Consider the following 27,000-nt stretch of genomic DNA (forward strand, 5'->3'; position numbering starts at 1 on the left):
GCAGATGAAATCTATCGGGCGGCTACCGTGGCGTTGGCAGCGGAAGTCGCCGCCGTCGGGCCGTTGGCCGGCCCGTTGGGCGCCCCCGGTGTTGTCGACGTCGCTGGGGCATCGGCCACTGGCGCGTCACCCCAGCCGCCGCCGAGGGCGCGGATCAGGTTGACGGTCGAGACCGCGTTCGCGCCGGCGAGTTGGACCGCACTGCGCCGCGCCTGGAGCACCGTACGTTCCGCATCGATGACATCGAGATAGGCAATCGAGCCTTCCTGATACTGCATGCGCGAGAGTTGTGCGGCACGGTTGGACGCTGTCACCGCCTCGTTCTGCGCCCGCGTCTGCGCGGCAAGCAAGCGGAGGTTGGACAGGTTGTCCTCGACTTCCTGGAACGCGACGAGGACTTGCTGGCGATAGTTCGCGACGTCTTCCTCGTAGCGCGCCCGCGCCCGCGATAGATTACCGCTGCGCGCGCCGCCATCGAAGATCGGCATCGAGAGCAGTCCGCCCACCACCGGTCCGAGCAGGAAGGTACGGCTCGACCAGTTGAACAGGTCGCCCAGCGTGGCCGCTTCGAAGCCACCCGCGCCAGTCAGTGACAGCGACGGGAAGAACGCGGCTTTCGCCACCCCGATGCGCGCATTGGCGGCTGCCATGGCACGTTCGGCCGCCGCGATATCCGGACGCCGTTCGAGCAAGGCAGACGGCAGACCCGCCGGGATGTGCACGGCGACCGGCGTGAGCGGCGACGGCGCGAACGTGAACTGCGCGGGCGCCTTGCCGAGCAGAATCGCGAGGCTGTGTTCCGAGGCTGCCCGCAGACGCGCGACCGCCAGCGCGTCGGATTGCGCCGTGGCCAGCTCGGCCTTGGCGCGCGCCACGTCCAGCTCGTCGATATCGCCTTCGGCAAAGCGTCGCTGTACCAGCTTGAGCGCTGCTTCGCGCAGCGTCACCGTTTGCGTGTAGAGCGCCTGTTCCGCGTCGAGTTCGCGCAGACTGAAGTAGTTCTGCGCGACATCGGCTTGCAGCGCAAGCTGCACCGAACGGTAGAGCGCTTCGCTCTGCTCGGCGTCCGCGCGGGCCGCGGCCACGTTATCCGACACGCGTCCGAATAAATCGACTTCATAGCCAACGCTCGCTTGTGCGCGCCACAGGGTGTAAGGCGCGATGTTCGTGCCGTCCGGCTGCATCTGCGAGTCGGGCGAGAGCTTCTGCCGCGTGGGGCCGAACCCGGCGTCGAGCGTCGGGAACAGCGCCGCACGGGCCTGACGCTGCACCCCTCGCGCTTCCTGCACGCGGGCGGCGGCCGCCTTCAGGTTCTGGTTGGCCGCCAGCGCATCATCCTCGAGCGTGTTCAGCGTGGCGTCGCCAAATACCTTCCACCATTGGCCGCGCGCCATTGCTTCGGCAGGCTCGGCAGGCTTCCACGTCCCGGCTTCACCCGCCGGGAGCGACGCTTCCTTGAATGCCGTGGGCGTCCCCTTGTCGGTCACCGTCGGCACTTCGTACGTGGGGGCCATCGAGCAGCCCGCCACCACCAGCAGGGCCCCGAGCAGGCTCGAGATACCCAGACTTCGTTTGATCCATTGCGATTGCATGATTGGCATCCTTCAGACTTCGGCCTTGACGTTGGCGGGCATGGTCGATGCGTGAGCGCTGTGCAGCGGCTTCTTGCCCGCCAGCGTGCGCAGCAACACGTAGAACACCGGCGTCATCATCAGACCGAAGCCGGTCACGCCGATCATGCCGAAGAACACGGCAACCCCCATCGCGTGACGCATTTCCGAGCCGGCGCCGGTCGATGTCACCAACGGCACCACCCCCATGATGAACGCGATCGACGTCATCAGAATCGGTCGCAGACGCAGGCGGCTTGCCTCGATCGCGGCGGCCACGGGACTGCGGCCTTGCATTTCCAGCTCTCGTGCGAACTCCACGATCAGGATCGCGTTCTTCGCGGAGAGCCCCACCAGCACCATCAGACCGATCTGCGTGAAGATGTTGTTATCTCCTCCGGTCAGCCACACGCCGAACAGCGCGGACAGAATGCTCATCGGCACGATCATGATGACGGCGAGCGGCAGCGTCAGGCTTTCGTACTGTGCGGCGAGCACCAGGAACACCAGCAGCACCGAGATCGGGAACACCCACAGCGCTGAGTTGCCCGCGAGAATCTGCTGATACGTCAGGTCCGTCCATTCGAACTTCACCCCGCGCGGCAGCGTCTCGGCCGCAATGCGCTCCACGGCAGCCTGCGCCTGACCCGACGAATACCCGGGGGCCGGGCCGCCGTTCACGTCGGCGGCGGTGTAGCCGTTGTAACGCACCACCATTTCCGGGCCGAACGTTGGCGACACTTTCACCAGTGACGAGAGCGGCACCATGTCGCCATGGCTGTTGCGCGTCTTGAGCAGTCCGATGTCATCGGCATGGGCGCGGAACGGCGCATCGGCCTGGACACGCACCTGATACACGCGCCCGAACTTGTTGAAGTCGTTTACGTACAGCGAGCCGAGGTAGATCTGCATGGTGTCGAACACGTCGGTGATCGGCACACCCAACTGCTTGGCTTTCACGCGGTCGAGATCCACGTTCAACTGCGGCACGTTGATCTGATACGACGAGAACGTCGGGCCCAGTTCCTTCGTTTGCGAGGCCTTCTTGATGAACGCCTGCGTGGCGTCGTTCAAGGCGGCGTAGCCGAGCGCACCGCGATCTTCGATTTGCAGCTTGAAGCCGCCCAGCGTTCCCAGACCCAGCACCGGCGGGGGCGGGAAGACGGCGATGAACGAGTCCTTCATCTTCGAATACGCGCCGTTGAGCTGCCCGGCGATGGCTGCCGCCGAGAGCGTCTTGTCGTGACGCTCGGCGAACGGCTTGAGCGTGACGAATACGATGCCGGCCGACGACGAGTTGGTAAATCCATTGACCGACAACCCGGGGAAGGCCACGGCGCTCTGCACGCCCGGCGTTTTCAAGGCAACGTCGGTCATGTCGCGAATCACCTTTTCGGTACGATCGAGCGACGCGCCGTTCGGCAACTGGGCGAACGCGACCAGATACTCCTTGTCCTGCGCCGGCACGAAGCCGCTCGGCACGACCTTGCTCATCAGCATCGTGGCGCCGAGAAGGACGGCGAAGATCGCCATCATGATCGCCTTGCGCCCGATCACGCGCGTCACACCTTGACCGTACTTCTCCGAGCCGCGATGGAACACGCGGTTGAACGCGTTGAAGAAGCCCCCCAGGTATCGGTTCATCTGCCGCGTAAGCCAGTCGGGCTTGGCGTGATGGTCCTTGAGCAGCAGCGCGGCCATGGCCGGCGACAGCGTGAGCGAGTTGAAGGCCGAGATCACCGTCGAGATGGCGATGGTCATCGCGAACTGCTTGTAGAACTGGCCCGTGAGGCCCGACATGAAAGCGAGCGGCACGAACACGGCCACCAGCGTGAGCGCGATCGCGATAATCGGACCGCTCACTTCGCGCATGGCCTGATACGTCGCCTCCTTGGGCGAGAGCCCGGCCGCAATGTTGCGCTCCACGTTCTCGACCACCACGATGGCGTCGTCCACCACGATACCGATGGCGAGCACCATCCCGAACAGCGACAACGCGTTGATCGAATAGCCGAAGCCGAGCAGCAGGGCGAACGTCCCCACAATCGATACCGGCACGGCGAGCAGCGGAATGATCGACGCGCGCCACGTCTGCAGGAACACGATCACCACCAGCACCACGAGGGCGATGGCTTCGAGCAGCGTGTGCACCACGGCCTTGATCGACGAACGCACGAACTGCGTCGGGTCATAGACGATGCGGTATTCGACGCCCGGAGGCATGTCCTTTTGCAGCTCCGCCATCGCTTCGCGTACTTGATCGGAGATCTGCAGCGAGTTCGCCCCCGGCGACTGGTTGATCGCCAACGCCACCGCCGGCTGGTTGTCGAGCAACGAGCGCAGGCTGTATTGCGAAGCGTCGAGCTGCACGCGGGCCACGTCGCCCAGGTGCGTGACGGCACCGTCCGGCGAGGTCTTCAGGATGATGTCGCGGAACTCGTCTTCCGTGTTCAACCGGCCACGCGCGTTGACATTGAGCTGCAACGGCGTGTCTGGACCGGCCGGCGATGCGCCGATGACACCCGCCGCGACCTGTACGTTCTGTTCGCGAATGGCCTTCACCACATCAGAGGCGGTCAGGCCCCGTTGGGCCACCTTCGCCGGATCGAGCCACACCCGCATCGAGTAATCGCCCGCGCCCCACAACTGCACTTCCCCCACGCCCTTGATGCGCGAGAGGCGATCCTTGACGTTGATGAGCGCGTAGTTGCGCAGATAGGTCATATCGTAGCGCTGGTTCGGCGAGAGCAAGTGCACCACCATCGTGAGCGTGGGCGAGGACTTGATCGTCGTCACACCCAGACGCTGAACGTCGTCCGGCAGACGCGGCAGCGCTTGCGAGACACGGTTCTGCACGAGCTGCTGGGCCTTGTCCGGGTCGGTGCCCAGGCGGAAGGTCACGGTCGTGGTGAGATTGCCGTCGCTGTTGGCCTGCGACTGCATGTAAAGCATGTTCTCCACGCCGTTGATCTGCTCTTCGAGCGGCGCGGCAACGGTCTCGGCGATCACCTTCGGGTTGGCGCCGGGGTATTGGGCATGTACCACGACCGACGGCGGAACCACTTCCGGGTACTCCGAGATCGGCAACTGGAACACGGCGATCAGGCCGGCCAGCAGCGTGATGACCGAGAGCACCCCCGCGAAGATGGGCCGGTCGATAAAAAATTTTTAGATGTTCATGACGAGACTCTTGGGGGTCGTTCAGGACGCGGTTCGTGCGTGCGCAGGCGTGCCTGGGCGCATTTCACGAACGCGTCGCCGTGGTGGCCGTGGCGACCGATCGGGTCGTGCCCGGCTTGGCGCTCGCGCTGTCCTTGGGAGGGGCCTGAGGGGGCCGGCTGGCGGTGCCGGTATCGGTGGCGTTGGTGGCCATGGCCGGCGCGACGATGTCGTGCCCGTCGCCCGTGTCGCCGGCCATCTTCACGGCTTTCGGCGTGACGGGATCGCCCGGACGCACGCGCTGCAGACCGTTGACCACGATGCGCTCGCCGTCTTTCAAGCCACCGGCGATCTCGATGAGGCCGCCGTGGCGCTCGCCCAACTGGACTTCGCGATACTGCACCTTGTTCTGCGGGTCGACGACGAGCACAAACTTCTTGCTCTGGTCGGTGCCGATGGCTGCCTCGTCGACGAGCAGTGCCGGGTGAGGCTCGCCCCCGCCCACGCGAATGCGGGCGTACAGGCCCGGCAAGAGCGCGCCGTCGGCGTTATCGAAGCGCGCACGCACGCGGATCGTGCCCGAGGTCGTATCGAAACGGTTATCGACCGAATACACGGTACCCTTGCGCGAATAGCCGGACTCGTTGGCCAGGCCCAGGTCGACGGGGACGCCGTTCGGCTTCGCGGTATCGCGCGCGAGATAGCGCAGATAGGTCTGCTCATCGACGTCGAACGCCGCGTAGATCGGCGAAACGGAGACCACGGTGGTCAGCGCAGGCGATTGGGCGCCGGCCGATACCGTATTGCCCACCGTGATTTCCGCGCGCGAGACGCGACCTGCGATCGGTGCCACGATTTGCGTATAGCCGAGGTTGATGCGAGCGGTTTCGAGCGCGGCGCGCGCCGCTTTCACGTTGGCGGCGGCCTCGCGCGCGGCGTTTTCCTTCTGGTCGAAGTCCTTCTTCGCGATGGCGTTATCCGCGATCAGCCGCTGCGCGCGGGCGAGGTCGGTGCTGGTGAAGACGTCGCGCGCCTGCGCCGACGCGAGTTGTGCCGCCGTGCGGTCGACTTCGGCCGCGTACGGACGCGGATCGATCGTGAAGAGCGCATCGCCCTTTTTCACGAGCTGTCCGTCCCGGAAATGCACGGCGGTGATGGTGCCCGACACGAGCGGCTTGATGTCGACGCGATCCACAGCGTCGAGGCGGCCGGAATAGCTTTGCCAATCGGTCACGGTGCGTGAGATCACGTTGGCTACGTCGACTTCCACTGTCGGCATGACTTGCGCGCTGGGAGGCGTGCTGGCGTCGACGCGCACGACCGTGAGCGTGCCCAGGGCCACGAGCGCGACCGTAACGGCGGCGGCAATAAGAACGGGTTTGCGAGCGAGGGTGGTCATTTTTTTAAAATCTCCGGAATCGGATGGACTCACTGGGTGGCACCGGTGGCGGGTGGCGCCAGCCGGCGTGTCAGGAACGCGGCCACTTCCCGCAGTGCGGCGGGCAGGGCGGCCAGGCCGTGATGGGACGCGCTGCGATGGCGCGTGACCTGTGTCGGCACGCCGGCGGCGATGAGCTCCGCCGCGTATTTTTCGGCTTCGACGTGCAGCAGGTCATGTTCGGCAGAAGCGATCAGCGTGGGCGGAAGGCCCGCGAGACGGCGCGATTCGAGCGGCGCGGCATACGGATGCAGACGCTGTGTGGCGTGCGGCAAATAGGCCCGATAGCAGCGGGCGCACTCGCTGGCTTCGATATCGCTTGGCGTGCGCCCGTCGGCCAGGCGCGTCATGCTGGGGTCGAGCAGGGGGGCGAGCAGTACCTGTGCCGAGATGGCAATTTCACCGCGATCGCGCGCCATCATCGTCAACGCTGCGGCGATGTTGCCGCCGGCGTCGTGCCCGGCCACGGCAAGACGGCGCGGACTGGCACCGTAGCGCCGGGCGTTGCGGTGCAGCCAGCGCGCGGCGCACCACGCATCTTCCGGCGCTGCGGGGAACGGGTGTGCCGGGGCGAGCGAATACCCCACCGAGACCACCAGCGCGGGGATGTGCAGGGCAAGATAGCGGGCCGCGGCGTCGCCGTCATTGAGCGAACCGTGGCAGAAGCCGCCGCCGTGGAAGTACAGCACCACCGGCAAATGCGCTTCGAGCGGCACCACGACGCCCGCCGCCCCGGCGCGCGCGGCGTCGGCGCCGGCGTGGCCGGTCGGCCGATACAGACGCAGGGTGACCGGGCCGGCATGACCGGCGACGCTCACCTCTTCGATGCGCAGTCCGTCGTCGGTGCGGTGCGTTTGGCCCGGACGTCCCGAGGGCGACTTGGGGTTGGCTGACATATGGCGTTGGGCTCGCGAGCGCGATACCCCTCTGATGACATTCGATGGATCGAAGTCTAGAGGCGACGGACATCGGGATAAACGCCTATAATTTGGCAACACTATTCGGTCAGATCGACTAATCGATGTCGGCCTTGCCGGTATTGGCTTCTCCCGCCGACCAATTTGCTTATGCACTTGCGATGCGCGTGAAATAAGCCGGATTGGCTGATGCAACCACGTTTTCGAATGGGGAAATGTCATGGATCGCTTGCAAGCGATGCAGGTATTCACGCGCGTCGTCGAGGCAAACAGCTTTTCACGCGCGGCCGACAATCTCGGTTTGCCGCGCACCTCGGTGACCACGATTATTCAGAACCTCGAGGCGCATCTGGGGACGCGGCTGTTGCAGCGTACGACCCGGCGGCTCAACCTGACGCCTGACGGGGCCGCGTATTACGAGCGATGCCTGCGCATCCTCGCGGATATCGAGGAGACCGAATCGTCGTTCCGGGAGAGCAGCCAGCGCGTGCGCGGCAAGCTGCGCATCGACATGCCGGGTTCGCTCGGCAAGCTGGTGGTGCTGCCGGCGCTGTGCGAATTTCACGAACGCTACCCGGAAGTCGAACTTATGGTGGGCATGGGCGACAAGCCGGTCGACCTGATCCAGGAGGGCGTCGATTGTGTGTTGCGCGTTGGCACGCTTCAGGATTCGAGCCTGGTCGCGCGACGCGTGGGCCTGTTCCAAAGCCTGACGTGCGCGTCACCGGCTTATCTCGAGCGCATGGGCATGCCGCATTCGCTCGACGACCTGCAACGGCACACAGCGGTGCACTACTTCTCGAGCCGAACGGGGCGCGTCGTCGAGGACCAGTTCCTGGTGGACGGCAAGGAAGTCGAGATTCCCATGCCGGGGGCGGTCGCGGTCAACGACGCCGAGGCGTATCTGCAACTGGGACTCGCGGGGTTCGGGACGGTGCAGCTCGCGCGCTTCATGGCGCTGCCGTATCTGCAATCGGGCCAATTGGTCGAGATTCTGCACCAGTGGAAGCCGCCTCCCATGCCGATTTCGGCCGTGTATCCGCATAACCGACACCTATCGCCGAAGGTTCGCGTGTTTGTCGACTTCATCGCGGAACTCTTCGAACGTTGCCCGTTGCTGCAAGGGCTCGACGAAACCGCGGGCTCATGCAAGCCGACCGTGGCGGCCGATGACGCCGACGGTCACTGGGCCTCGTACGGCACGCAAATGGCGCCGCAAGACGTCGTGGTCTGACGGATTCGCCGGCACAGTGCCGGTCCACTTCGCAACGCTGGAAGACGCGCCCGCGCAGCCGCCCATCAGGCGCCGCGCGGGCGCTTCGTTTTGGGCCAGCCGGCGTGGAGCGGGGCGCGGGCCACGATGATGGGATGCCGCTGTCACAGTGATTGGCCATGCGGGCATGGCCGCATTCAACTCGCCAACTGTCGCTACCTTCGCGGCGACGCAAAGCGCACCGCGCTTGGGATAATTCTTAATCGAAAAAAACCAAACGTGTCGCGACCGGATTAATTTCGTATCGCGCTTGCCGCCCGGCGCCGTGTGCCGCGATGCAGTAAGGCGCCAGCGCTGCTGCGGCTGAGCGACCGTCGCTCGTCCCTCTATTGCGTCTCCTTCCCGACTTGAATCGATGGCTTTCGCGGCGCGTTTGCGAGACGACACGCCGTTTGGGTCTGTCGGAATTCATCAGAATCGCTTTCGCAGGTGTCCGATGTTTAATTGATTCAAGGAGCGAAGCACCATGAACGAGAACGATCTGGAACTGCAACTCAACGAAGACCAAATCCGACACATTCAAGCGATCACCGGGCAGCGCATCGGCGCGATCCGAGTCGTGTCGAGCTTTCCCGAACTGCGCGGCGTATACGGCGGGCAAGGGGCCGGGGTGCAAGGCCATCTGAACGGTCAGGGTTTGCAAGGCGCGCAGGGCGTACAAGGTGTACAGGGCATACAGGGGGCGCAAGGTATGCAAGGTGCTCAGGGTATGCAGGGCCCGCAAGGTATGCAAGGCGCTCAGGGTATGCAGGGCCCGCAAGGTATGCAAGGCGTCCAGGGCATACAGGGTCCGCAAGGCGCTCAGGGCGTGCAAGGTCCTCAGGGGTATCAGCACGCTCAAGGCATTCAGGGCATGCAGGGTCCACAAGGTATGCAAGGTGCTCAGGGCATGCAGGGTCCACAAGGTGTGCAAGGTGTCCAGGGCATTCAGGGACCGCAGGGTATGCAAGGCATGCAGGGTCCACAAGGTATGCAAAGTGCTCAGGGCATCCAGGGACCGCAAGGTATGCAAGGTGTCCAGGGCATGCAGGGACCGCAGGGCATGCATGGTGCTCAGGGAGTGCAGGGCCCACAAGGTATGCAAGGTGTCCATGGCATGCAGGGCCCGCAAGGTATGCAAGGTGCTCAGGGCGTGCAGGGTCCGCAAGGTATGCAAGGTGTCCAGGGAATGCAGGGACCGCAGGGTATGCAAGGTGTCCAGGGCGTGCAGGGCCCACAAGGTATGCAAGGTGTCCAGGGCATGCAGGGCCCGCAAGGTATGCAAGGTGCTCAGGGCGTGCAGGGTCCGCAAGGTATGCAAGGTGTCCAGGGCGTGCAGGGTCCGCAAGGTATGCAAGGCGTCCAGGGCATGCAGGGTCCGCAAGGGTATCAGCACGGCCAAGGCGTGCAAGGCGCTCAGGGTATGCAGGGCCCGCAAGGCGTGCAAGGCGCTCAGGGCATACAAGGTCCGCAAGGCATGCAAGGCTCGCAAGGACTCCACTGATTCGACGTGACACCTTGGTCGGACACGGGCGCGAAACCGCAGAGGTTCTCGGCGGCTTGTGTCTTTTGCGTGTGATGCGGCTCGAACCGGTTGTGCGTCGAGTCGCGAATTCCGGGTGCCCCGGCGGGCACCCGGCATGGGAGCCGCTGTCATGTCGTCAACGCTCTTACCTTTATCAGCAGAACAGCGCTCGCGGTTGTTCAACGCGACCGGCGCGCCGTTACGCAGACTCCGTGTGGAACCTTCCACTGGCATCGGCGTTGCCGTCGATCGCTACTGTGCCCGGTGCCTGCTCACCGAAGACTTGCCTGGCGTGCATATCGAAGCCGACGGCATTTGTCAGGCCTGTCACGCGTTCGCGGCAGAAGCTGCTCGTGGCGACTACACGCAGCGCCGTCTACTGGACGTTGTGCAATCCTGTCGCGGCGAAGGCACGCCCGACGCCGTAGTGGCCTATTCCGGGGGCAAGGACAGTGCGCTCACGCTGCTCCTTGCTGTAAAGGAGTTGCATTTGCGCCCCATCGCCGTGCTCGTCGACAACGGCTTCATTCCCGATGAGGTCAAGGACAACGCGAGGACATTCTGCGCGCGCTTTGGCGTTGAGCTGGTGATCGAGACGATCGACATTCGCCAGGTGGCCCGCGAATCGCTGGCGTCCAGTTCCGGCAAGATTCCGTGTACCTCGTGCATCGGCGGCGTGTTCGCGGCGATGGCAAAGACGTGCAGAACGTACGGTGTCCGACTCATTCTCAGTGGACACCGATTTCCGCCGCTGGCGTATCCGGTGAGCGGATTCACGAAGCGTGACGCCGACAACGGCTTCTTCTGTGCCTCGCCTTTGCTCGCGCGAGGGCTGAGCGAGGCCGAGCAGATGCAGTGGATCCGGGACGCCGGTTGGCAACCCACGGCCATGGCGGGCAACACATCGAACTGCAAGCTGATCGGTGTGGTGGAGCAGCATCTCTATGACGTGCAAGGATTCAATCCCCATATCTACGAGGTGTCGAAGGAGATTCGCGCCGGCTTCTACGATCGACGCACGGGGTTTGGCAAAGTCGATCGTCCGGAGATATCCGCCGAGCAACTGCAATGGGTGCGCGAGCGGATGCTGCCGGATGCGCCCGAGACGGCGACCTCACGCGACGCCGACAATGTCCCGGGGGAGGCCGATGTACGAGGGCGCCAGCGCGACGAACCGGCTACGCCAAAGTGAGCGCCATGCACGACTCCATCATCGTGACCGACAATTTCTATCGCGATCCCGCCGACGTGCGCGATTTCGCGTTGAAGCAGACCTTCGCGGTCAAGGGAAACTATCCCGGTGCGCGTACCGAGGCGTTTCTTCACGACGGCGTCACGTCGGCAATCCAGGACATCGTGAAGTCTCCCATCACTTATTGGCCGGTCGACACCTACAACGGTGCGTTTCAATACAGCGTGCAGCGCGATATCACGTGGGTGCATGCCGACCACACCACGGTGTGGTCCGGCGTGGTCTATCTCACGCCCGACGCACCACCGACGGCAGGAACGGCCTTCTTCCAGCATATCGAAACCGGCTTCGACCTTTACCCCGATGACGACGACCAGCGGCAACGTTGCGACGCCGATGCCGCCGCATGGGAGCGCTGGGAGATGACCGACCGCATCGCGAATCGCTTCAATCGCCTCATCCTGTTTCGCGGTAGACGGTTTCACGCGAGCCAGGGGCATTTCGGCGACTGCAAGGAGAACGGGCGCCTGTTTCAAACGTTCTTTTTCAACACGCAGTATTGACGTTCCCCTTCCTTTCGATCGGAGGTACTTTCATGACGGCTTCGGAACTCTTCTTCCCAGTGGGTTCGCTCGACCTGAGCGAGGCGCAGTCAGCAGAGATCAAATCGGCGTTCGGACATGAGATGGCGGCCGTGCCGCTCTATCGTGTAGTGCCCGTGTCGTCCAGTGACCGGTACGTTGCGTTGGAGGGCGTGCCGGGTTTGCCGGGAATTCTGGTGCACTACCGCGACGAAGATCCTGCCCAAGGCGGAAAGATCATCGCGTCGGTCAGGGCGGAAATGGCGCGCGCACCGGACGACTCCGCCGTCTTCGCGGCACACACGAAGCTGATGGCGCCGCGAGCCGAGAGCGAGTCCGCCAAAAACGGGCCGCCGGCGGCCGGCAAGCGCAAGTGAGCGGCGCCGCGCGTCGTCCCGCACCATGCTGACCTCACCCGGCGCGACGGCGCACGGCAACGCTAACGCTAACGGCGATCTGTTGGTGATGGTCAAGGTCGCCGAGCGTTGCAATATCGACTGTCGCTATTGCTACATGTATCACGGTGTCGATCAGGGCTGGCGCGAGCGGCCGAAGCGGTTGCACGCGTCCCACCTCGATGTGCTGGTAACGCGTCTGGCGGAACATCGCAGTGCGTTTCCGACGGGGCGCATGACGCTGGAGGTTCACGGGGGTGAGCCGCTGCTGCTCGGCAAATCCCATACCGAGCGCTTCTTCTCGAACTTGCGACGGCGCCTGCCGGCGTCGGACCTCGCCATCATTACACAGAGCAACGGCGTGTTGATCGACGATGACTGGCTGGATCTTTACGCGCGGTACGACGCGAGCCTGGGCATCAGCTGCGATGGGCCGCCCGACATGCATGACCGGCATCGGTACGACTTCGCGCGACAAGGTACGGGCGAGCGCGTCGAGCAGGCGATTCTGCGATGCCTTGCGCATCGCGCATCGCAGCGGGTCTTCAATGGGGTGCTGGCGGTGATCGATCCGAATCATGACCCGGTGCGCATGCTCGATTACTTTCGGTCGCTCGGACTGACGGCCATCGACTTCCTGCTCCCCGATGCCAATTTCGCAGCACCGCCCCGTCACATTCAGGCGTACACGCACGCTCGGCTGCTCAGCTTCCTGTGTCGAGGGTTCGATGCCTGGCTTGCCATCGACGATCCGGGCTTCAGCGTACGCATCTTCGAAACGTTCATTCGCGGCGTGCTCGGTCGTCGCTCGGAACTCGATGCCTTTGGCGGGGCGCTTGCGCCGATCGTCGTCGTGGAGAGCGATGGCAGTTATCGCTTGCTCGACGTGCTCGCCATCTGCGAGGAGGGGGCCACCCACACGGGGTTCAACCTCACGTCTCACCCGTTGCAGGCCTGCAGCGATTACGCGCGCACTCGCTACCCCGAGCCCGATGCGGCTTGCCTGCAATGCGAGGCATTTGCGGCGTGCGGCGGGGGATACGTTGCCCATCGATTCGACGGGCGCAGTTACGACAATCCCAGTTTTTATTGTCACGCGCTGCTGGGCTTTTATCGCCACGTCAGGGCGCGGGTGCAGGGGGTGACGTCTCCGATCTCGCTCATTGCAAACCCAAAGGGCTGAGTCTGTGAAACATCGAACTCAGCCCTGCCTGGCTCAACGGTGCAAAAGCGTGTTCAGGAACTCGCCTGCGCCACACGTTCCGAGAGGTGCGCGAGGGCGTCGTCGACCTGATCGATGAGAATCAGGCAGAGATCGCCGGGTTGCAGGCGCGCGAGCGCCGTGTCGATGGCCACGAACTCGCCGTGAATCTCGTCGATGTGGCTGGCCCGTCGCGCGCCGACCAGACCTTCGCGCAACAGACCCAGCACTTCGCCGTCTTCGCGGCCGCGCTGACACTGATCCTGGTAGAGCAGCACGTCGTCGAACGCATCGCCAAGGATCTGTGTCTGACGGCGGATATCCTCGTCACGACGGTCGCCCGCGCCGGAAATCACGACTGAACGGCGTCGCGCCGGCATCGTCTCGACCGCCTGCGCAAGCGCGGCAATGGCGTCCGGATTGTGGCCGTAGTCGGCAATCACGGTCGCGCCGCGGTAGTCGAACACGTTGAAGCGCCCCGGCGCGGTGCCAGCGTCGTTCACGAAGGTGGCCAGCCCGGCCCGGATCGTCGCCGGATCGAGATTCAGCGCCCAGGCCGCACCAATGGCCGCCATCGCGTTCTCGACCTGGAAGCCGATGCTGCCGCCGCGCGTGAGCGGAATCGCGGCGAGCGCGTAGCGGGTCTGGTTGCCGCCGTGACACGTCACGATATTGCCGCCGTCGACATAGACCACGCGTTTGCCCTTCGCGCGATGCGTGGCCAGAACCGGATGTGCAATGTCCATGGCGAAGAAGGTCACGTCTCCCGGGCAGGCGTCGGCCATGCGCGCCACCATCGGATCGGCGGCATTGAGTACGGCCATGCCGCGCGGTGCCACATTGCGCACGATCACACTCTTGAGCACGGCGAGGTCTTCCACCGTGTTGATGTACGACAGGCCCAAGTGGTCGCCCATGCCGATATTGGTCACCACGGCCACATCGCAGCGGTCGTAGGCCAGGCCTTCGCGCAGCAAGCCGCCACGCGCGGTTTCGAATACGGCGGCATCCACGTCCGGATGCATCAGTACGTTGCGCGCGCTGCGCGGGCCGCTGCAATCGCCCGTGTCGATGCGCTGGCCGCTGATATAGATGCCGTCGGTGCCGGTCATGCCCACGCGCAGGCCTTGCTGGCCGATGAGGTGGGCAATCAGACGCACCGTCGTGGTCTTGCCGTTCGTGCCGGAGACGGCCACGAGCGGAATGCGGCCATCGTCACCGTCGTCGAACATCGTCGAGACGATGGCTTCGCCGACTGCGCGGCCCTTGCCGTAAGACGGCTGCAAGTGCATGCGCAGGCCCGGCGCGGCGTTGACTTCCACGATGCCGCCCGCCTGATCTTCGAACGGCTTGATGACGGTCTCGCACACGGCATCGACACCGGCGATGTCCAGCCCCACCTGCTGCGCAGCGGCGATGGCGCGCGCGGCGATTTCCGGATGGACGTCGTCGGTCACGTCGGTGGCCGTGCCGCCGGTCGACAGGTTGGCGTTGTTGCGCAGCACGATTCGCGCGCCGGCCGCTGGCACGGAGTCGGCGTTCAACCCCTGCTTGGCAAGCGTGGCGAGTGCGATGTCGTCGAAACGAATCTTGGTGAGCGAGGTCGCATGGCCTTCGCCACGGCGTGGATCGGCATTGACCGTCTCGACCAACTGGCGCACGGTGTGCACGCCGTCGCCGGTCACTTGCGGCGGATCGCGGCGGGCAGCGGCGACCAGCTTGTTGCCGATCACGAGCAAACGGAAATCGTGCCCAGGAATGTAGCGCTCGATGATGACGTCGCGGCTGATGTCCTGCGCGGCTTCGAACGCTTTCTCGATCTCTTCGCGCGTGCGCAGACGCACGGCCACGCCCTTGCCCTGGTTGCCGTCGCGCGGTTTGACGACGACCGGCGCGTCGATATCCTGCACCAGCTTCCACGCGGCTTCGATATCGCGCACGGTGCCGCCCAGCGGGACCGGCACGCCGGCGGCGTGCAGCAACGTCTTGGTCAGATCCTTGTCTTGCGCAATCGACTCGGCCACGGCCGACGTGCGGTCGGTCTCCGCCGCCTGAATGCGCCGTTGCTTGCTGCCCCAGCCGAACTGCACCATCGAGCCTTCGGTCAGGCGGCGATACGGAATGCCGCGTGCGACGGCGGCATCCACGATCGAGCCGGTCGACGGGCCGAGGCGCACGTCTTCATCGAGATCGCGCAGACGATAGAGGGCATCGGCCAGGTCGAACGGACCGTCGTCGAGGGCGGCGTGGATCAGTTGCTGTGCCAGTTCGAAGGCGAGGCGTCCGACGGGTTCTTCGCTGTATTGCACCACCACCTGGAACGTACCGGGTTCGATGGTCTGCGTCGTTTGGCTGAATGTTACCGGGCACCCTGCAGCGGCCTGCAGATGCAGGGCCGTCGTGGCGAGGGCGTCTGCCAGCGACACCGGACGCTCTTCGGCGTCAGGCGTCAGCGCGGGCAGTTCGGGAAAGCGTGCACGCAGGCGAGCCTCGAAACCGGCCAGATTGCCGATCGAGTATTCCAGATCGGTGCACGTCACGATCGCCTCGATGGCGGTGTGACGGCTCCAGAGGTTGGGCCCGCGCAATGCGCGGATACGGGAGACTTCCATAAATTGCAATCCCTGTCTGTCCACTTCGCGTCCCTGTATGGCGGTGGGTTGGCGAGAAAAACGACTGTGGCTTGGGTATTCGGTAACGGGCTAAATAGGCGAGGGGACGGCGGCAGATAACCCTGCACGCCGCCACTCGCGGCTCACGTCGGTCAGGCCGCCAGCGCACGCATCGGCTGGCCCATCCACTGATGCACCAGATCGAGCATCGCGGCCGCTCCGCCTTCGTCGGCTTGCAACACGAGCAGGTCACCGCTCACGAGCTGGGCGAGCGCCGCTTCGGCAGCGGCACGTCGCTCGCCGGCGTCGATCACCTGCACCTTGCGCTCGGCATCGATGCCCGCGCGCAGTTGCGCACGCGACTCGGCCAGCGGGCGCTTGCGCTCGACGCTCAGGTCGTCGCACAGCACGACGTGCTCGAACGTCTGCGCCAGCAGTTTGCCCTCGGCTTGCAGGTCGTCGTCCATCCGGTCGACGCCGGGGCCGTACACCACCATGCGCCGCTCGGCGGGCAGGGTCGCCAGTGCCGCGGCCAGCGCCGTGAGCGCCGGGGCGTTATGGGCGTCGTCGACAATGACCGTCGCGCCTTGCTTTTCAAACAGCGTGAAGCGGCCCGGGGCGTCGACCTGCCCCACGTCGAACGTGGTCACGCCGGTGCGCAGGACGTCGAGCGTCACGCCCATCGACCAGGCGGCTGCGACAGCCGCGAGTACGTTTTCGATCTGGAAGCCGACACGGCCGGCATAGGTCAGCGGCATCGTGGCCGTCGCGCCGAGCGTGGTTTCCTCGGTACCGTTGGCCAGCATGACATCGCCATTGCGCACAAACACCGCGCGCTTGCCCGCCGCGCGATGCGCCACGATGGCCGGCAGGTGATCATCCAGCCCGAAGAAGATCACGTCGCCATCGCACAGCTCAGCCATTTCCACGACGAGCGGATCGCGCGCGTTGAGCACGGCCACGCCGTCGGGCAGTACCACGTCGATCTGGGTGCGCAATACGCTGAACATCCGGTCGACGTCTTCGACGAAATACTGGCCCAGATGATCCGGCCGGTCGATGTTCGTCACGATACCGACCTGACAGCGGTCGTACGCGAGGCCTTCCGAGAGGATGGCGGTGTTGTCGTTCTCAAAGACGGCTGCCGTCACGCTGGCATTCATCAGGACACGGTGCGCGGCGTCCCAGTTGGCACGGTCGCCGGCTTGCACCAGGCGCTTGTCGAGGAACAGGCCGTCGCTGCATGCGAGGCCGGTACGCTCGCCCGCGAGTTGCAGCAGGTGCGTGAGCAGGCGCGCGGTCACGGTCTTGCCGTTCGTGCCGGTAATGCCGACGACCGGAATGCGCCCGGCGTCGCCATCGGGGAACAGATGGTCGACGATGGCGCGACCGACGGGGCGCGGCACGCCATCGGCCGGCTTCAGATGCATGAGCAGGCCCGGGCCGGCGTTGACTTCGACGATGGCGCCACGCTGTTCGACCAGCGGGCGCGAAATGTCTTCCGCCACAAGATCGACGCCGGCGATGTCCAGACCGACGATGCGGGCGGCCAGCGACGCATGCGCCGCCACGCTCGGATGCACGCGGTCGGTGACATCGAACGCGACGTTGCCGTTGCGCTGGATCAGCACGTTCTTGCCCTCGGGCGGCACGGCATCGGCGTCGAAGCCCTGGCGCTTGAGTTCTAGGCGAGCCGACGAGTCGATGCGCACGCGATTGAGCGGCTGATCTTCGGCGCTGCCGCGGCGCGGGTCGCTGTTGATCTGTAATTCGATGAGTTCCGAGACGGTGTGCTGGCCGTCGCCGACCACCGTGGCCAGTTCCCCCATGGCCGCAGCCACGACGCGCCCGCCCACGACCAGCAGACGGTGTTCCAGACCCGGCACGAATCGCTCGACGATCACGCCGCTGCCCTCTTCCAGCGCGACTTCGAATGCCGTGACGACTTCGTCGCGCGTGGTGAGATTGATGAACACGCCGCGGCCGTGGTTGCCGTCGTATGGCTTCACGACGACCGGCAGGCCGATGTCTTCGGCGGCTTCCCACGCATCGTCGGCGTTCTCGACCAGACGGCCTTCCGGCACGGGCACGCCGCACGATTCAAGCAGTTGCTTCGTGAGATCCTTGTCGCGCGAGATGCTCTCGGCGATCGCGGGGGTACGGTCCGTTTCGGCGGTCCAGATGCGACGGGCGGCGGCACCGTAGCCCAGTTGCACCAGATTGCCGTCGGACAGACGAATGTGGGGGATGTCGCGGTCGTCGGCGGCGTCGACAATGCACGCCGTGCTTGGGCCGAGGCAGTGTTTGTCGACCAGGCCGCGCAACGTTTCCACTGCGGCATCGACATCGTAGGGGCGGTCTTCGATGGCCGCCATGACCAGATCGCGGGCCGCGAACAGCGCGGCGCGGGTCACCTCTTCGTGCCAGGCCCGCACGATCACTTTATAGACGCCTGAGATCGGGGTTTCACGCGCCTTGCCGAAGCCCCCGGGCATGCCGGCGAGGTTTTGCAGCTCGAGCGTGACGTGCTCGAGAATATGGCCGGGCCAGGTACCTTCACGCAGGCGCTGAAGGAAGCCGCCGCGCTCGCCGATGCTGCAACGGTGCTCGACGAGGGACGGCAGCCATGCCGACAGTCGCTCGGGGAATCCAGGGATCTTATTGGACGGGAACGCTTCGAGTTCGCCGATATCGACCCATGCCTCAAGCACCGGCCGATATGTCCACATATTCGGGCCGCGCAGCGACAGGACATCGAAAATCTCAATGTCTTTCTTTTTCATACTCAAGGCAAATTCACGCATCAAGGCGGGGTTCGGAGAAGCTGGCCAGGCCGCTTTCAGGCGGCACGGCCGCTTGCGCTCGTGCAGTTAACTGGTTACTTAACGTAAGAATCCGTAAACGGTTGACCGTCGCAACAATATTTCCATGCTGCACCGTGTCATCGCGGAACTCCACGCCGCAAAAGGCGTCGCTGTGGTTATACTTGCGGCAATTTCGCGGACTGACAGGGAAAGTCCGCCTCGCTATTTCCTCGTTTGCCTCGATGTCCGCCCCTTGAGGACACGTCTGCCGCAGCAATGACCGACATCCCCACTTCGACAGCGCCCCCCGCGGCGGCCCCGACTGCCCCTTTCGAGGGTGGCCCTTCCGGCGCGGCTGCCGAGTCCTGGTATTCCGACGTCGCTTCGCAACTGGCCGACGACGAAACCGTACTGACCTGGTTGACGGTCGATCTCGACGCACAACTGCATTTCGCGCATGGCGTGGTGGTTGCGACCGAGCGCCGGATCCTGGCGCTCGACGCGCGTCGAGACGCGCATGCGCAAACGGGCAGCCAGCCGGGTTGGCAGTCGTGGCCCTATCGCGCCGACCTGTCGCTGACACATACCGATCATGCGGGCGTTGGGACGCTGGAATTGTGCGACGCGCGCGAAAAGCTGGCGAGCTGGCGCTATACGCTGGGCCATAATCCGGCCGCGCTGACGCTGTTGGACACGGTGTTACGGCAGCGCGACGCGCGGGTGGCGGGCCATACCGCCAGCGAGGTACCGAACGAAGTGGGCACCTGCCCGATCTGTCAGGCGGAACTGCCGCCGGGTGCCGACGAGTGTCCGCAATGCAACCCGGAAGTCGAGCCCCCACCGTCGACATGGGCATTGCTGCGCCTGTGGCGGTTCGCGCGGCCATACCGCTTCCAGTTGCTGGCCGGCTTCCTGCTCACGCTCTGCGCCACCGGGGCCACGTTGATCCCGCCGTATCTGACGATGCCGCTCATGGACAACGTGCTGATCCCGTTCCAGAACGGCAAGCCGATCGATTACCACCTGGTGGGAATTTATTTGTCGGGCCTGATGGGGGCGGGCGTGGTCGCCTGGATATTGGGCTGGGCGCGTACGTATCTGCTGGCCAAGGTGTCGGAGCGCATCGGTGCCGATCTGCGCACCGCGACATACTCGCATCTGTTGCGCCTCTCGCTGGAGTATTTCGGCGGCAAGCGCACGGGCGACCTGATGGCGCGTATCGGCTCGGAAAGCGACCGCATCTGCGTGTTCCTCTCGCTGCACCTGCTCGACTTCGCCACCGACGTGCTGATGATCGTCATGACGTCGGTGATTCTGGTGTCGATCAATCCCTGGCTGGCTGCCGTCACGCTGTTGCCACTGCCGTTCATCGCCTGGCTGATCCATCTGGTTCGTGACCGTTTGCGCCACGGCTTCGAGAAGGTCGACCGGATCTGGTCGGAAATCACCAACGTGCTGGCCGATACCATTCCGGGCATTCGCGTGGTGAAGGCATTCGCTCAGGAAAACCGCGAGGTCGCGCGCTTCAAGGAAGCCAATCGTCACAACCTGGTGGTCAACGACCGTGTGAACAAGGTGTGGTCGCTGTTCTCGCCGACGGTCACGTTCCTCACCGAGGTGGGGCTGCTCGTCGTGTGGATCTTCGGCATCTGGCAGGTCTCGAAGCACGAGATCACCGTCGGGGTGCTCACCGCGTTCCTCACCTATATCAGCCGCTTCTACACGCGTCTCGATTCGATGAGCCGTATCGTGTCGGTCACGCAGAAGGCCGCGGCCGGTGCGAAGCGCATCTTCGATATTCTCGATCACGTCTCGAACGTTCCCGAGCCGGTCAACCCGGTGCACCTGAAGGAAGTAAAGGGCGCCATCGATCTGCGCGACATCGGTTTCCGCTACGGCAACCGAGCGGTGATCCGGGGCATGGACCTGCGCATCGCGCCGGGAGAGATGATCGGTCTGGTGGGGCACAGCGGTTCGGGCAAGAGCACGCTGGTCAACCTGATCTGCCGTTTCTACGACGTGTCCGAAGGTTCGATCCAGATCGACGGCGTGGACATTCGCGCGTTGCCGGTATCGGACTTCCGCCGCAACGTCGGTCTGGTGTTGCAGGAACCGTTTCTGTTCTTCGGCACCATTGCCGAGAATATCGCCTACGGCAAGCCGGAGGCGACGCGCGCCGAGATCGTGGCGGCCGCGCGCGCCGCACACGCGCATGAGTTCATCCTGCGTCTGCCGCACGGTTACGATTCGCTTGTCGGGGAGCGCGGACAGGCGCTGTCGGGCGGCGAGCGTCAACGCATCTCGATCGCTCGCGCCCTGCTGATCGACCCGCGCATCCTGATTCTCGACGAGGCGACGTCGTCGGTCGATACGGCCACCGAGAAGGAAATTCAGAAAGCGCTGGACAACCTCGTCAAGGGCCGCACGACGATCGCCATTGCACACCGGTTGTCGACGCTGCGCAAGGCCGACCGGCTGGTGGTGCTCGATCGCGGCAAGATCGTCGAAGTGGGCAACCACGATGCGCTGATGGCCCGCGAAGGCGCTTACTACACGCTGTACCAGGCCCAGCAACGCAACGTCGACACGGATATCGACGCGGCACTCGAGACGGTCGAAGCCGCCGCCGTGCTGGCGGCCGTGACCGCGGCACCGGCCCAGCCGCTTTCCGCCAACTGAACGTTCGCGAAGACACTCATGCAGATTGATTTCACCTTGTCTCGTAACGCCTTCGGCCGCCTGGTGCTGACCGACGCGGCTGGCGTCTCTCATGAAGGCGTGGTGCCCGTGCGCGCGTTTCCGATTGCGGCGCCGCAGGACGGCCTCGCGCTTGTGAGTCAGGAGGGGCGCGAACTGGTCTGGCTCGACTCGCTCGACGGACTGCCCGCCGCGATGCGCGCGCTGTTGCAGGACGAACTCGCCGCACGCGAATTCATGCCGGAGGTGTTGCGCATCAAGAGCGTTTCGACCTACGCGACGCCCAGCACATGGACCGTCGAGACGAATCGCGGCGAGGCGGCGTTCGTGTTGCGCGGCGAAGAGGACATTCGGCGCCTGGGCGGGCAGACGTTGCTCATTACCGATAACCACGGTATTCACTTCCTGATTCGGGACACCGGCACGCTCGACAAGCCGAGCCGGAAGATCCTCGATCGCTTTCTCTGACACGATGCGCGTTGCCGAATTTCGCCGTGCCGCCCGGCACTGGTAAAATCTCGGCTTTTGCTTTTTGCGGTGATGCCGATGTGGTTCAAGAATCTTCAGTTGCACCGAATTCCTGCCGGTTGGTCCATGAGCGTCGCGCAAATGGAAACGGCATTGGAGAAGCACGCCTTCTGCGAAGGCGGTAGCCTCGAAATGCAAGTGCAGGGCTGGGCGCCGCCGCGTGAGGGGGGCGAACTGGTGCACAGCATCAACCGTCAGTTTCTGCTCGCCTATCGTGCCGAGAAGAAGCTGCTGCCGTCCACCGTCGTGAATCAGGTCACGCGCGCCAAGGCGGTCGAGTTGGAAGAGCAGCAAGGCTTCAAGCCGGGCCGCAAGCAGATGCGTGAGCTCAAGGAGCAGGTCACCGACGAACTGCTGCCGCGTGCATTCGGCATTCGCCGCGACACGCGCGTGTGGATCGACCCGGCCAATCGCTGGCTCGTGATCGACGCCGCGTCGCCCGCCAAGGCCGACGAAGTGCGCAGCCTGCTCCTCAAGACGCTCGACATCACGCTCGAGAACGTGGAACTCAACGAGGCGCCCGTGGCAATGATGACCTCGTGGCTCGCGGGCAATGACGCGCCGGGCGGCTTCACCGTCGACCAGGACGTGGAGTTGCGCTCGAATACCGACGAGAAGGCGGCAGTGCGCTATGTGCGCCACCCACTCGACGGGGCGGACGTGCGTCAGCATATCGAGGCTGGCAAGCGCTGCACCAGGCTGGCGATGACGTGGAACGACCGGATCTCCTTCGTGCTGACCGACGCTTTCGTCATCAAACGTGTGACGCCGCTCGACGTCATCAAGGATGCCGCCGATCCGACGGCCGAAGGCGAAGCCGAGAAGTTCGACGCCGACATCGCGCTCATGACCGGTGAGCTCGCCCGCATGCTCGACGATCTGGTCGAGGCGCTGGGCGGCGAGCGTCAAATGGGTCAGATGGACAAGGCCGCCTGAAGCGCAGGCGTCGCTTGCCGCAGGACGACGAACGCCGCGAGGCCCCTGAGGGTGTCGCGGCGTTTTTTCGTGGCGTGCCGGGTTGAGCGTTGGTGGCTACGCCGCCGGTTCCTGCAGGTACACGCTCAGCGACAGCGCTTGCTTGACTTGTCGCGTGCCTTCGTCGACGCAGACCTCCTCTTCGCCTGCCTCGATGGCGTCGTAAGCCTGACGCACCACGTCGGCCGGGTCGAGCTTGTCGGCGTCGAACCCCCGAGTCAGGTCGGTATCGATGTAACCTGCGTGCAAACCGACCACCTGCGTATTTTGGGCACGCAACGCGTTGCGCAAGCCATTGGTCAGCGACCACGCGGCCGACTTCGTGATGGAGTATTCAGGCAGCGCGTCTGCGCTGATCCAACTCACGATCGACAGGACATTGAGCAGTGCGCCACCGCCGTTGCGTCCCAGGGCCGGGGCGAACGCCTGCGTCATGCCGAGTACGCCGAACAGGTTCGTCTCCAGCGTCTCGCGCAGCAGCTCGGTGGCGCCCGGGCCGGTCAGCCCTTCGGTGAGGCGTGCAATCCCCGCGTTGTTGATGAGCAGCGTGACGTCGCCCGCCAGACTTGCCGCAGCCGCCACCGCCTCCGGGTCGTTGACGTCGAGCTTGACCGGGATGACCCCCGGCAGCGTGACCTTCGACGGATCGCGCGACCCGGCGTACACCTTCTTCGCGCCACGTTCGAGCGCCTGTTTCGCAAACGCCAATCCCAGGCCACGGTTGGCGCCGGTCACGAATACCACGGCATCTTTGATCTTCATTTCAGAACTCCAGCAGGGTCATCGAGTCACGTCGACCCTGTGGAAGACGTGAGCGTTGGGTTATACTTCATGACGATGGTGATCGTAATCGTCATCGTTGACGCATTGTGCCGAGTCTGGCATCGATATGTCAATGGTGATCGTCATTGTCTTTGTCGATGACGACGATAGTTCGATGGTGAGAGCGCGTCTGGACGAGCGTTGCGAGTCCTGAGGAGCGGGGGATGGGAATTTCAAGAGAGCAGGCTGCGGAAAACCGCGAGGCGATCGTCGCGGCGGCGGAACGGCTGTTTCGTGAGCACGGCGTTGACGCCGTGGGGCTGACGGCGCTGATGAAGGCCGCGGGGTTCACGCAGGGGGGCTTCTACAACCACTTCAAGTCGAAGGACGCACTGGTTGCGGCCGTGATGTCGCGCGCGGTGGCGGCGAGCAACGGGTTGCTGGCAGGCGGCGACGCGGCGGCGGAGGCGGTGTTGTCGCCCACGGCGCGCGTCGAGCGGTATCTGTCGATGGCGCACCGCGATGACGTGGCGTGTGGCTGCCCGATGGCTGGATTTGCGGGGGATGCCCCGCGCATCGGCGACGAAGCGCAAGCATGGTACGCGAAGGGGCTGGCCGACATGATCGAGCGAATGACGCAGGCCGGTATCGAGCAAGGCCTGAGTCGGGCGCACGCGAATCGGGCGGCGATGGCGCGCTTCGCGCAAATGGTGGGCACGCTCGTGCTGTCGCGCGCGGTCGTCAGCGCAGATCCGGCGCTCTCGGAGGCATTGCTGGCCGCCGGACGTGACGCGCTCAACGGACGCGACACCGACGGCGTCAAGTGAAAGCCGCGAGGCAGCGCGCCGTGGGGGAGACACGCCAGACGCTGCGCAAGGCGTGAATCCCTAGTGCTGGGGCCAGCGCCATGCGGCGCGCAACCCGTCCCGTAGAAAGTCAACGAAGGCGCGTGTGCGCGGTGCGAGATGCCGGCTGTGCGGATACACGGCATGCAGCGGCGACGCCGGCATTTGCAGCGAGGGCAATACGCGCGCAAGACGTCCCGCCTGGATATCGTCCCCCACGTCCCAGATGGATTTCTGTGTGATGCCCGCACCGTGCAGCGCCAATTCGTGCGCGGTATCCCCATCGTCGACAACGTAGGTATCGCGGACCTGGATGCGCAACGTTTCGGATTGCCACACGAATCGCCAGTCGCCGTGCGGCGCGTGGCCGAACAGAATGCAGTCATGCTGTTGCAGATCGCCAGCGTCATGTGGCGTGCCACGCCGCGCCAGATAGGTCGGAGACGCGACCAGCACGCGGTAGTTCGGGGCGAGTTCCTGCGCGACGAGGCTGGAATCGGGCAGGGTGCCGACGCGGATGGCCACGTCGATGCCGTGCGCGACCAGATCGACCCATAGGTCGCTGAGTTCGAGATGCACTTTCAGGGCGGGATGCCGTTCGCGAAACGCGACCAGCAGCGGCGCCAGATGACGACGGCCGAAGGCGCGCGGCGCGCTGATGCGAAGCACGCCACCGACGGTGCCCGCCTGTCGCGTCATCAGCCGCTCGGTCTCGGCAATTTCCGCGAGGATTCGCTGGCAGCACGTATGAAACACCTGCCCTTCGTCGGTGAGCGCCTGTTTGCGGGTGGTGCGATTGAGCAGGCGAACGCCAAGGCGCTGCTCGAGCAGCCCGAGCCGCTTGCTCACGACGGCAAGCGACAGCCCCATCTCCCGCGCGGCGGCCGACATGCTGCCCGTGGTAACGACACGGTCGAATACGGTGAGATCCAGCGTCTGGTCGATCATCTTGTGCAGATTCTCAATGAATTGTAGATAGTCATTCAGTTTTCAACGGGATTATCGTTCCATGAGATGAGTATCACAATGGCGCCGTGACATCGCGTGCCGGGGCTGGACGGTCAATCCACCGGCGGCCACCGGCAGGTGGCGCGATTCCGCCCTCGTTCCGATCGTTTTCAGGAGTTTCATCATGTTCAATTTCGAAGGTCAGCGTGTGTTGGTCATCGGCGGCAGCTCCGGCATTGGTCGTGCCGCCGCCCAGGCGTTCGCCAAGGCAGGCGCGGCCGTGACCATTGCCTCGCGTAGTCAGGCGAAGCTCGACGACGCGCTTGCCACGCTAGGCCCGACCGCCCGCGCTCTGGTACTGGACACGGAAGACGCGGCTGCCGTCGAACGGTGCTTCGCCGACCACGCCCCCTGGCAACACGTGGTCGTCTCGGCCGCGCAAACCCCGACCGGGCAGGTGCGCAAGCTCTCGCTGGACGACGCGCATGCCGCCTTTGACAGCAAGTTTTGGGGCAGTTACCACGTCGCGCGCTATGCGCGCATTGAAGACGGCGGTTCGCTCACGCTGACGTCGGGCTTTCTGAGCGTGCGCCCGAGCACGTCGTCGGTCGTTCAAGGCGCAATCAACGCCGCCATCGAGGCGCTGGCGCGAGGGCTGGCACTGGAACTGTCACCCGTGCGTGTGAACACCGTCTCGCCGGGGCTCACCGTCACGCCGCTATGGGACAAGCTGTCAGAGGCCGATCGCGAGGCGATGTATCGCAACGCGGCGGAGCGCTTGCCCGCGCGCCGTGTGGTCGCTGCGGAGGACGTGGCCAACACGATTCTTTATCTGGCGGGCACGCCGAGTGCCACGGGTTCGACCGTGCTGATCGACGCGGGCGGTGCGATCGCCTGACGGCGAGCCTCTCGACGATGCGAATCCTGCGTCTCGACGGCAAAAATGCCATTAAAAAGCGAACGATATGTTGCGTCGCAGCAGGTGAGCAACGCGATGATGTCGAGGCGCTTGATGTCGCGCAAACACGGTATACCCGGATCACTTTCGGGTACCTATTTCGATAGGGATTGCCTAGAATGAAAGCGTGCCATCCCGCCATGTCGAAGTTAGGAGGCCGCTATGCTGACAGGGAGCTTGATTGCCATGTTGATCATCGTGCTGGTCGTCGGCGCGGCGGTTGCGTGGCTCGTTGATCGCAATTGGTGCCGGGAGCATCCGGCGGCGCGACACACGTGGCGGCGTCACTCTCGGGACGTCCGGCACGGTTGAGCGCGCAGGTATCGAGGGGGCGATCCCCTCACCCAATGAAAAGCCCGCCTTCCGGCGGGCTTTTACATCTTACGGACACCTCAACAGCACGCTGGGCGCTCAGGCAACGGCCTGAAGGACATACTTGCCCTGGACGGTCAGTCGCGGGGACTTCTCACCCGACGCCAACTCTTCCCATTCGATCAATTTGCTTTCGAGCAATGACTCGAGGTCCAGGCGATCATGCTCCACTTGCTCAGGAGCGTCCTTGACCAGCATCAGGGTGGCAAATTCATGATGACTCAGCATC

Annotated in this window: 20 protein-coding genes; 10 read left to right on the forward strand and 10 right to left on the reverse strand. The window is 64.5% G+C overall.

Features of this window, described 5'->3' with window-relative positions; translation table 11 throughout:
* Positions 1-11: 11 nt before the first annotated feature.
* The 4 genes from PCE31106_RS07605 to PCE31106_RS07620 all read right to left on the reverse strand — a co-directional run bounded on the left by PCE31106_RS07605 (position 12) and on the right by PCE31106_RS07620 (position 7,103).
* Complete coding sequence (locus tag PCE31106_RS07605) at positions 12-1,592, reverse strand: efflux transporter outer membrane subunit (RefSeq protein WP_150562917.1); 1,581 nt, start codon at positions 1,590-1,592, stop codon at positions 12-14.
* 12 nt (positions 1,593-1,604) lie between these two features.
* Positions 1,605-4,769, reverse strand: coding sequence for an efflux RND transporter permease subunit (locus PCE31106_RS07610; RefSeq protein WP_150562918.1), 3,165 nt, complete (start codon positions 4,767-4,769; stop codon positions 1,605-1,607).
* An 85-nt stretch (positions 4,770-4,854) separates the two neighbouring features.
* On the reverse strand, positions 4,855-6,168 hold the full coding sequence (locus PCE31106_RS07615; RefSeq protein WP_017234098.1) for an efflux RND transporter periplasmic adaptor subunit: 1,314 nt from the start codon (positions 6,166-6,168) through the stop codon (positions 4,855-4,857).
* Between the two features lie 29 nt (positions 6,169-6,197).
* Positions 6,198-7,103, reverse strand: coding sequence for an alpha/beta hydrolase (locus tag PCE31106_RS07620; protein WP_150562919.1), 906 nt, complete (start codon positions 7,101-7,103; stop codon positions 6,198-6,200).
* Between the two features lie 241 nt (positions 7,104-7,344).
* Between PCE31106_RS07620 and PCE31106_RS07625 the strand changes: the two genes are divergently transcribed.
* Complete coding sequence (locus PCE31106_RS07625) at positions 7,345-8,358, forward strand: LysR family transcriptional regulator (RefSeq protein WP_017234178.1); 1,014 nt, start codon at positions 7,345-7,347, stop codon at positions 8,356-8,358.
* A 238-nt stretch (positions 8,359-8,596) separates the two neighbouring features.
* Here PCE31106_RS07625 and PCE31106_RS24465 read toward each other — a convergent pair whose 3' ends face one another.
* Complete coding sequence (locus tag PCE31106_RS24465; RefSeq protein ID WP_217425902.1) at positions 8,597-9,868, reverse strand: glutamate-rich protein 5; 1,272 nt, start codon at positions 9,866-9,868, stop codon at positions 8,597-8,599.
* Positions 9,869-10,115: 247 nt separating this feature from the next.
* On the opposite strand from PCE31106_RS24465, the gene PCE31106_RS07635 reads away from it, so the two are divergent.
* The 4 genes from PCE31106_RS07635 to PCE31106_RS07650 are packed head-to-tail and all read left to right on the forward strand — an operon-like array spanning position 10,116 to position 13,252.
* A complete protein-coding gene (locus PCE31106_RS07635) occupies positions 10,116-11,093 on the forward strand; it encodes an adenine nucleotide alpha hydrolase family protein (protein ID WP_150562921.1) in 978 nt (325 codons plus the stop codon).
* A 5-nt stretch (positions 11,094-11,098) separates the two neighbouring features.
* Complete coding sequence (locus PCE31106_RS07640; RefSeq protein WP_150562922.1) at positions 11,099-11,656, forward strand: DUF6445 family protein; 558 nt, start codon at positions 11,099-11,101, stop codon at positions 11,654-11,656.
* A 32-nt stretch (positions 11,657-11,688) separates the two neighbouring features.
* Positions 11,689-12,051 (forward strand): hypothetical protein, encoded by a 363-nt coding sequence (locus tag PCE31106_RS07645; protein ID WP_017234174.1) that lies wholly within the window; start codon positions 11,689-11,691, stop codon positions 12,049-12,051.
* Positions 12,052-12,076: 25 nt separating this feature from the next.
* On the forward strand, positions 12,077-13,252 hold the full coding sequence (locus tag PCE31106_RS07650) for a radical SAM protein (RefSeq protein ID WP_150562923.1): 1,176 nt from the start codon (positions 12,077-12,079) through the stop codon (positions 13,250-13,252).
* A 53-nt stretch (positions 13,253-13,305) separates the two neighbouring features.
* On the opposite strand, the gene cphA (PCE31106_RS07655) is transcribed toward PCE31106_RS07650, so the two are convergent.
* The gene (gene cphA, locus PCE31106_RS07655) at positions 13,306-15,882 is read right to left on the reverse strand and encodes a cyanophycin synthetase (RefSeq protein ID WP_150562924.1); all 2,577 of its coding nucleotides are present in this window, start codon (positions 15,880-15,882) and stop codon (positions 13,306-13,308) included.
* Positions 15,883-16,034: 152 nt separating this feature from the next.
* On the reverse strand, positions 16,035-18,665 hold the full coding sequence (gene cphA / locus PCE31106_RS07660) for a cyanophycin synthetase (RefSeq protein ID WP_150562925.1): 2,631 nt from the start codon (positions 18,663-18,665) through the stop codon (positions 16,035-16,037).
* A 297-nt stretch (positions 18,666-18,962) separates the two neighbouring features.
* Here cphA (PCE31106_RS07660) and PCE31106_RS07665 point away from each other — a divergent pair, with 297 nt between their 5' ends.
* The 3 genes from PCE31106_RS07665 to PCE31106_RS07675 all read left to right on the forward strand — a co-directional run bounded on the left by PCE31106_RS07665 (position 18,963) and on the right by PCE31106_RS07675 (position 22,847).
* The gene (locus tag PCE31106_RS07665; protein ID WP_017234170.1) at positions 18,963-21,365 is read left to right on the forward strand and encodes a cyanophycin metabolism-associated ABC transporter; all 2,403 of its coding nucleotides are present in this window, start codon (positions 18,963-18,965) and stop codon (positions 21,363-21,365) included.
* Positions 21,366-21,383: 18 nt separating this feature from the next.
* Complete coding sequence (locus PCE31106_RS07670; RefSeq protein ID WP_017234169.1) at positions 21,384-21,851, forward strand: cyanophycin metabolism-associated DUF1854 family protein; 468 nt, start codon at positions 21,384-21,386, stop codon at positions 21,849-21,851.
* Between the two features lie 78 nt (positions 21,852-21,929).
* The gene (locus tag PCE31106_RS07675) at positions 21,930-22,847 is read left to right on the forward strand and encodes a recombination-associated protein RdgC (protein WP_026131992.1); all 918 of its coding nucleotides are present in this window, start codon (positions 21,930-21,932) and stop codon (positions 22,845-22,847) included.
* Between the two features lie 96 nt (positions 22,848-22,943).
* On the opposite strand, the gene PCE31106_RS07680 is transcribed toward PCE31106_RS07675, so the two are convergent.
* Complete coding sequence (locus PCE31106_RS07680; RefSeq protein WP_150562926.1) at positions 22,944-23,648, reverse strand: SDR family oxidoreductase; 705 nt, start codon at positions 23,646-23,648, stop codon at positions 22,944-22,946.
* Positions 23,649-23,872: 224 nt separating this feature from the next.
* Between PCE31106_RS07680 and PCE31106_RS07685 the strand changes: the two genes are divergently transcribed.
* The gene (locus tag PCE31106_RS07685) at positions 23,873-24,475 is read left to right on the forward strand and encodes a TetR/AcrR family transcriptional regulator (protein ID WP_017234166.1); all 603 of its coding nucleotides are present in this window, start codon (positions 23,873-23,875) and stop codon (positions 24,473-24,475) included.
* A gap of 60 nt (positions 24,476-24,535) precedes the next feature.
* Here PCE31106_RS07685 and PCE31106_RS07690 read toward each other — a convergent pair whose 3' ends face one another.
* Entirely contained in the window at positions 24,536-25,441 is a 906-nt protein-coding gene (locus tag PCE31106_RS07690; protein WP_017234165.1) for a LysR family transcriptional regulator, read from the reverse strand.
* Positions 25,442-25,622: 181 nt separating this feature from the next.
* Here PCE31106_RS07690 and PCE31106_RS07695 point away from each other — a divergent pair, with 181 nt between their 5' ends.
* The gene (locus PCE31106_RS07695) at positions 25,623-26,339 is read left to right on the forward strand and encodes an SDR family oxidoreductase (RefSeq protein WP_174975046.1); all 717 of its coding nucleotides are present in this window, start codon (positions 25,623-25,625) and stop codon (positions 26,337-26,339) included.
* 471 nt (positions 26,340-26,810) lie between these two features.
* Here the strand turns inward: PCE31106_RS07695 and PCE31106_RS07700 are convergent, their stop codons facing one another.
* Positions 26,811-26,999: a hypothetical protein gene (locus PCE31106_RS07700; protein ID WP_017234163.1), complete on the reverse strand. Its 189-nt coding sequence runs from the start codon at positions 26,997-26,999 to the stop codon at positions 26,811-26,813.
* Between the last annotated feature and the right edge of the window lies 1 nt (position 27,000).

This window comes from Pandoraea cepalis (genome assembly GCF_902459665.1).
Classification (GTDB): Bacteria; Pseudomonadota; Gammaproteobacteria; order Burkholderiales; family Burkholderiaceae; genus Pandoraea; species Pandoraea cepalis.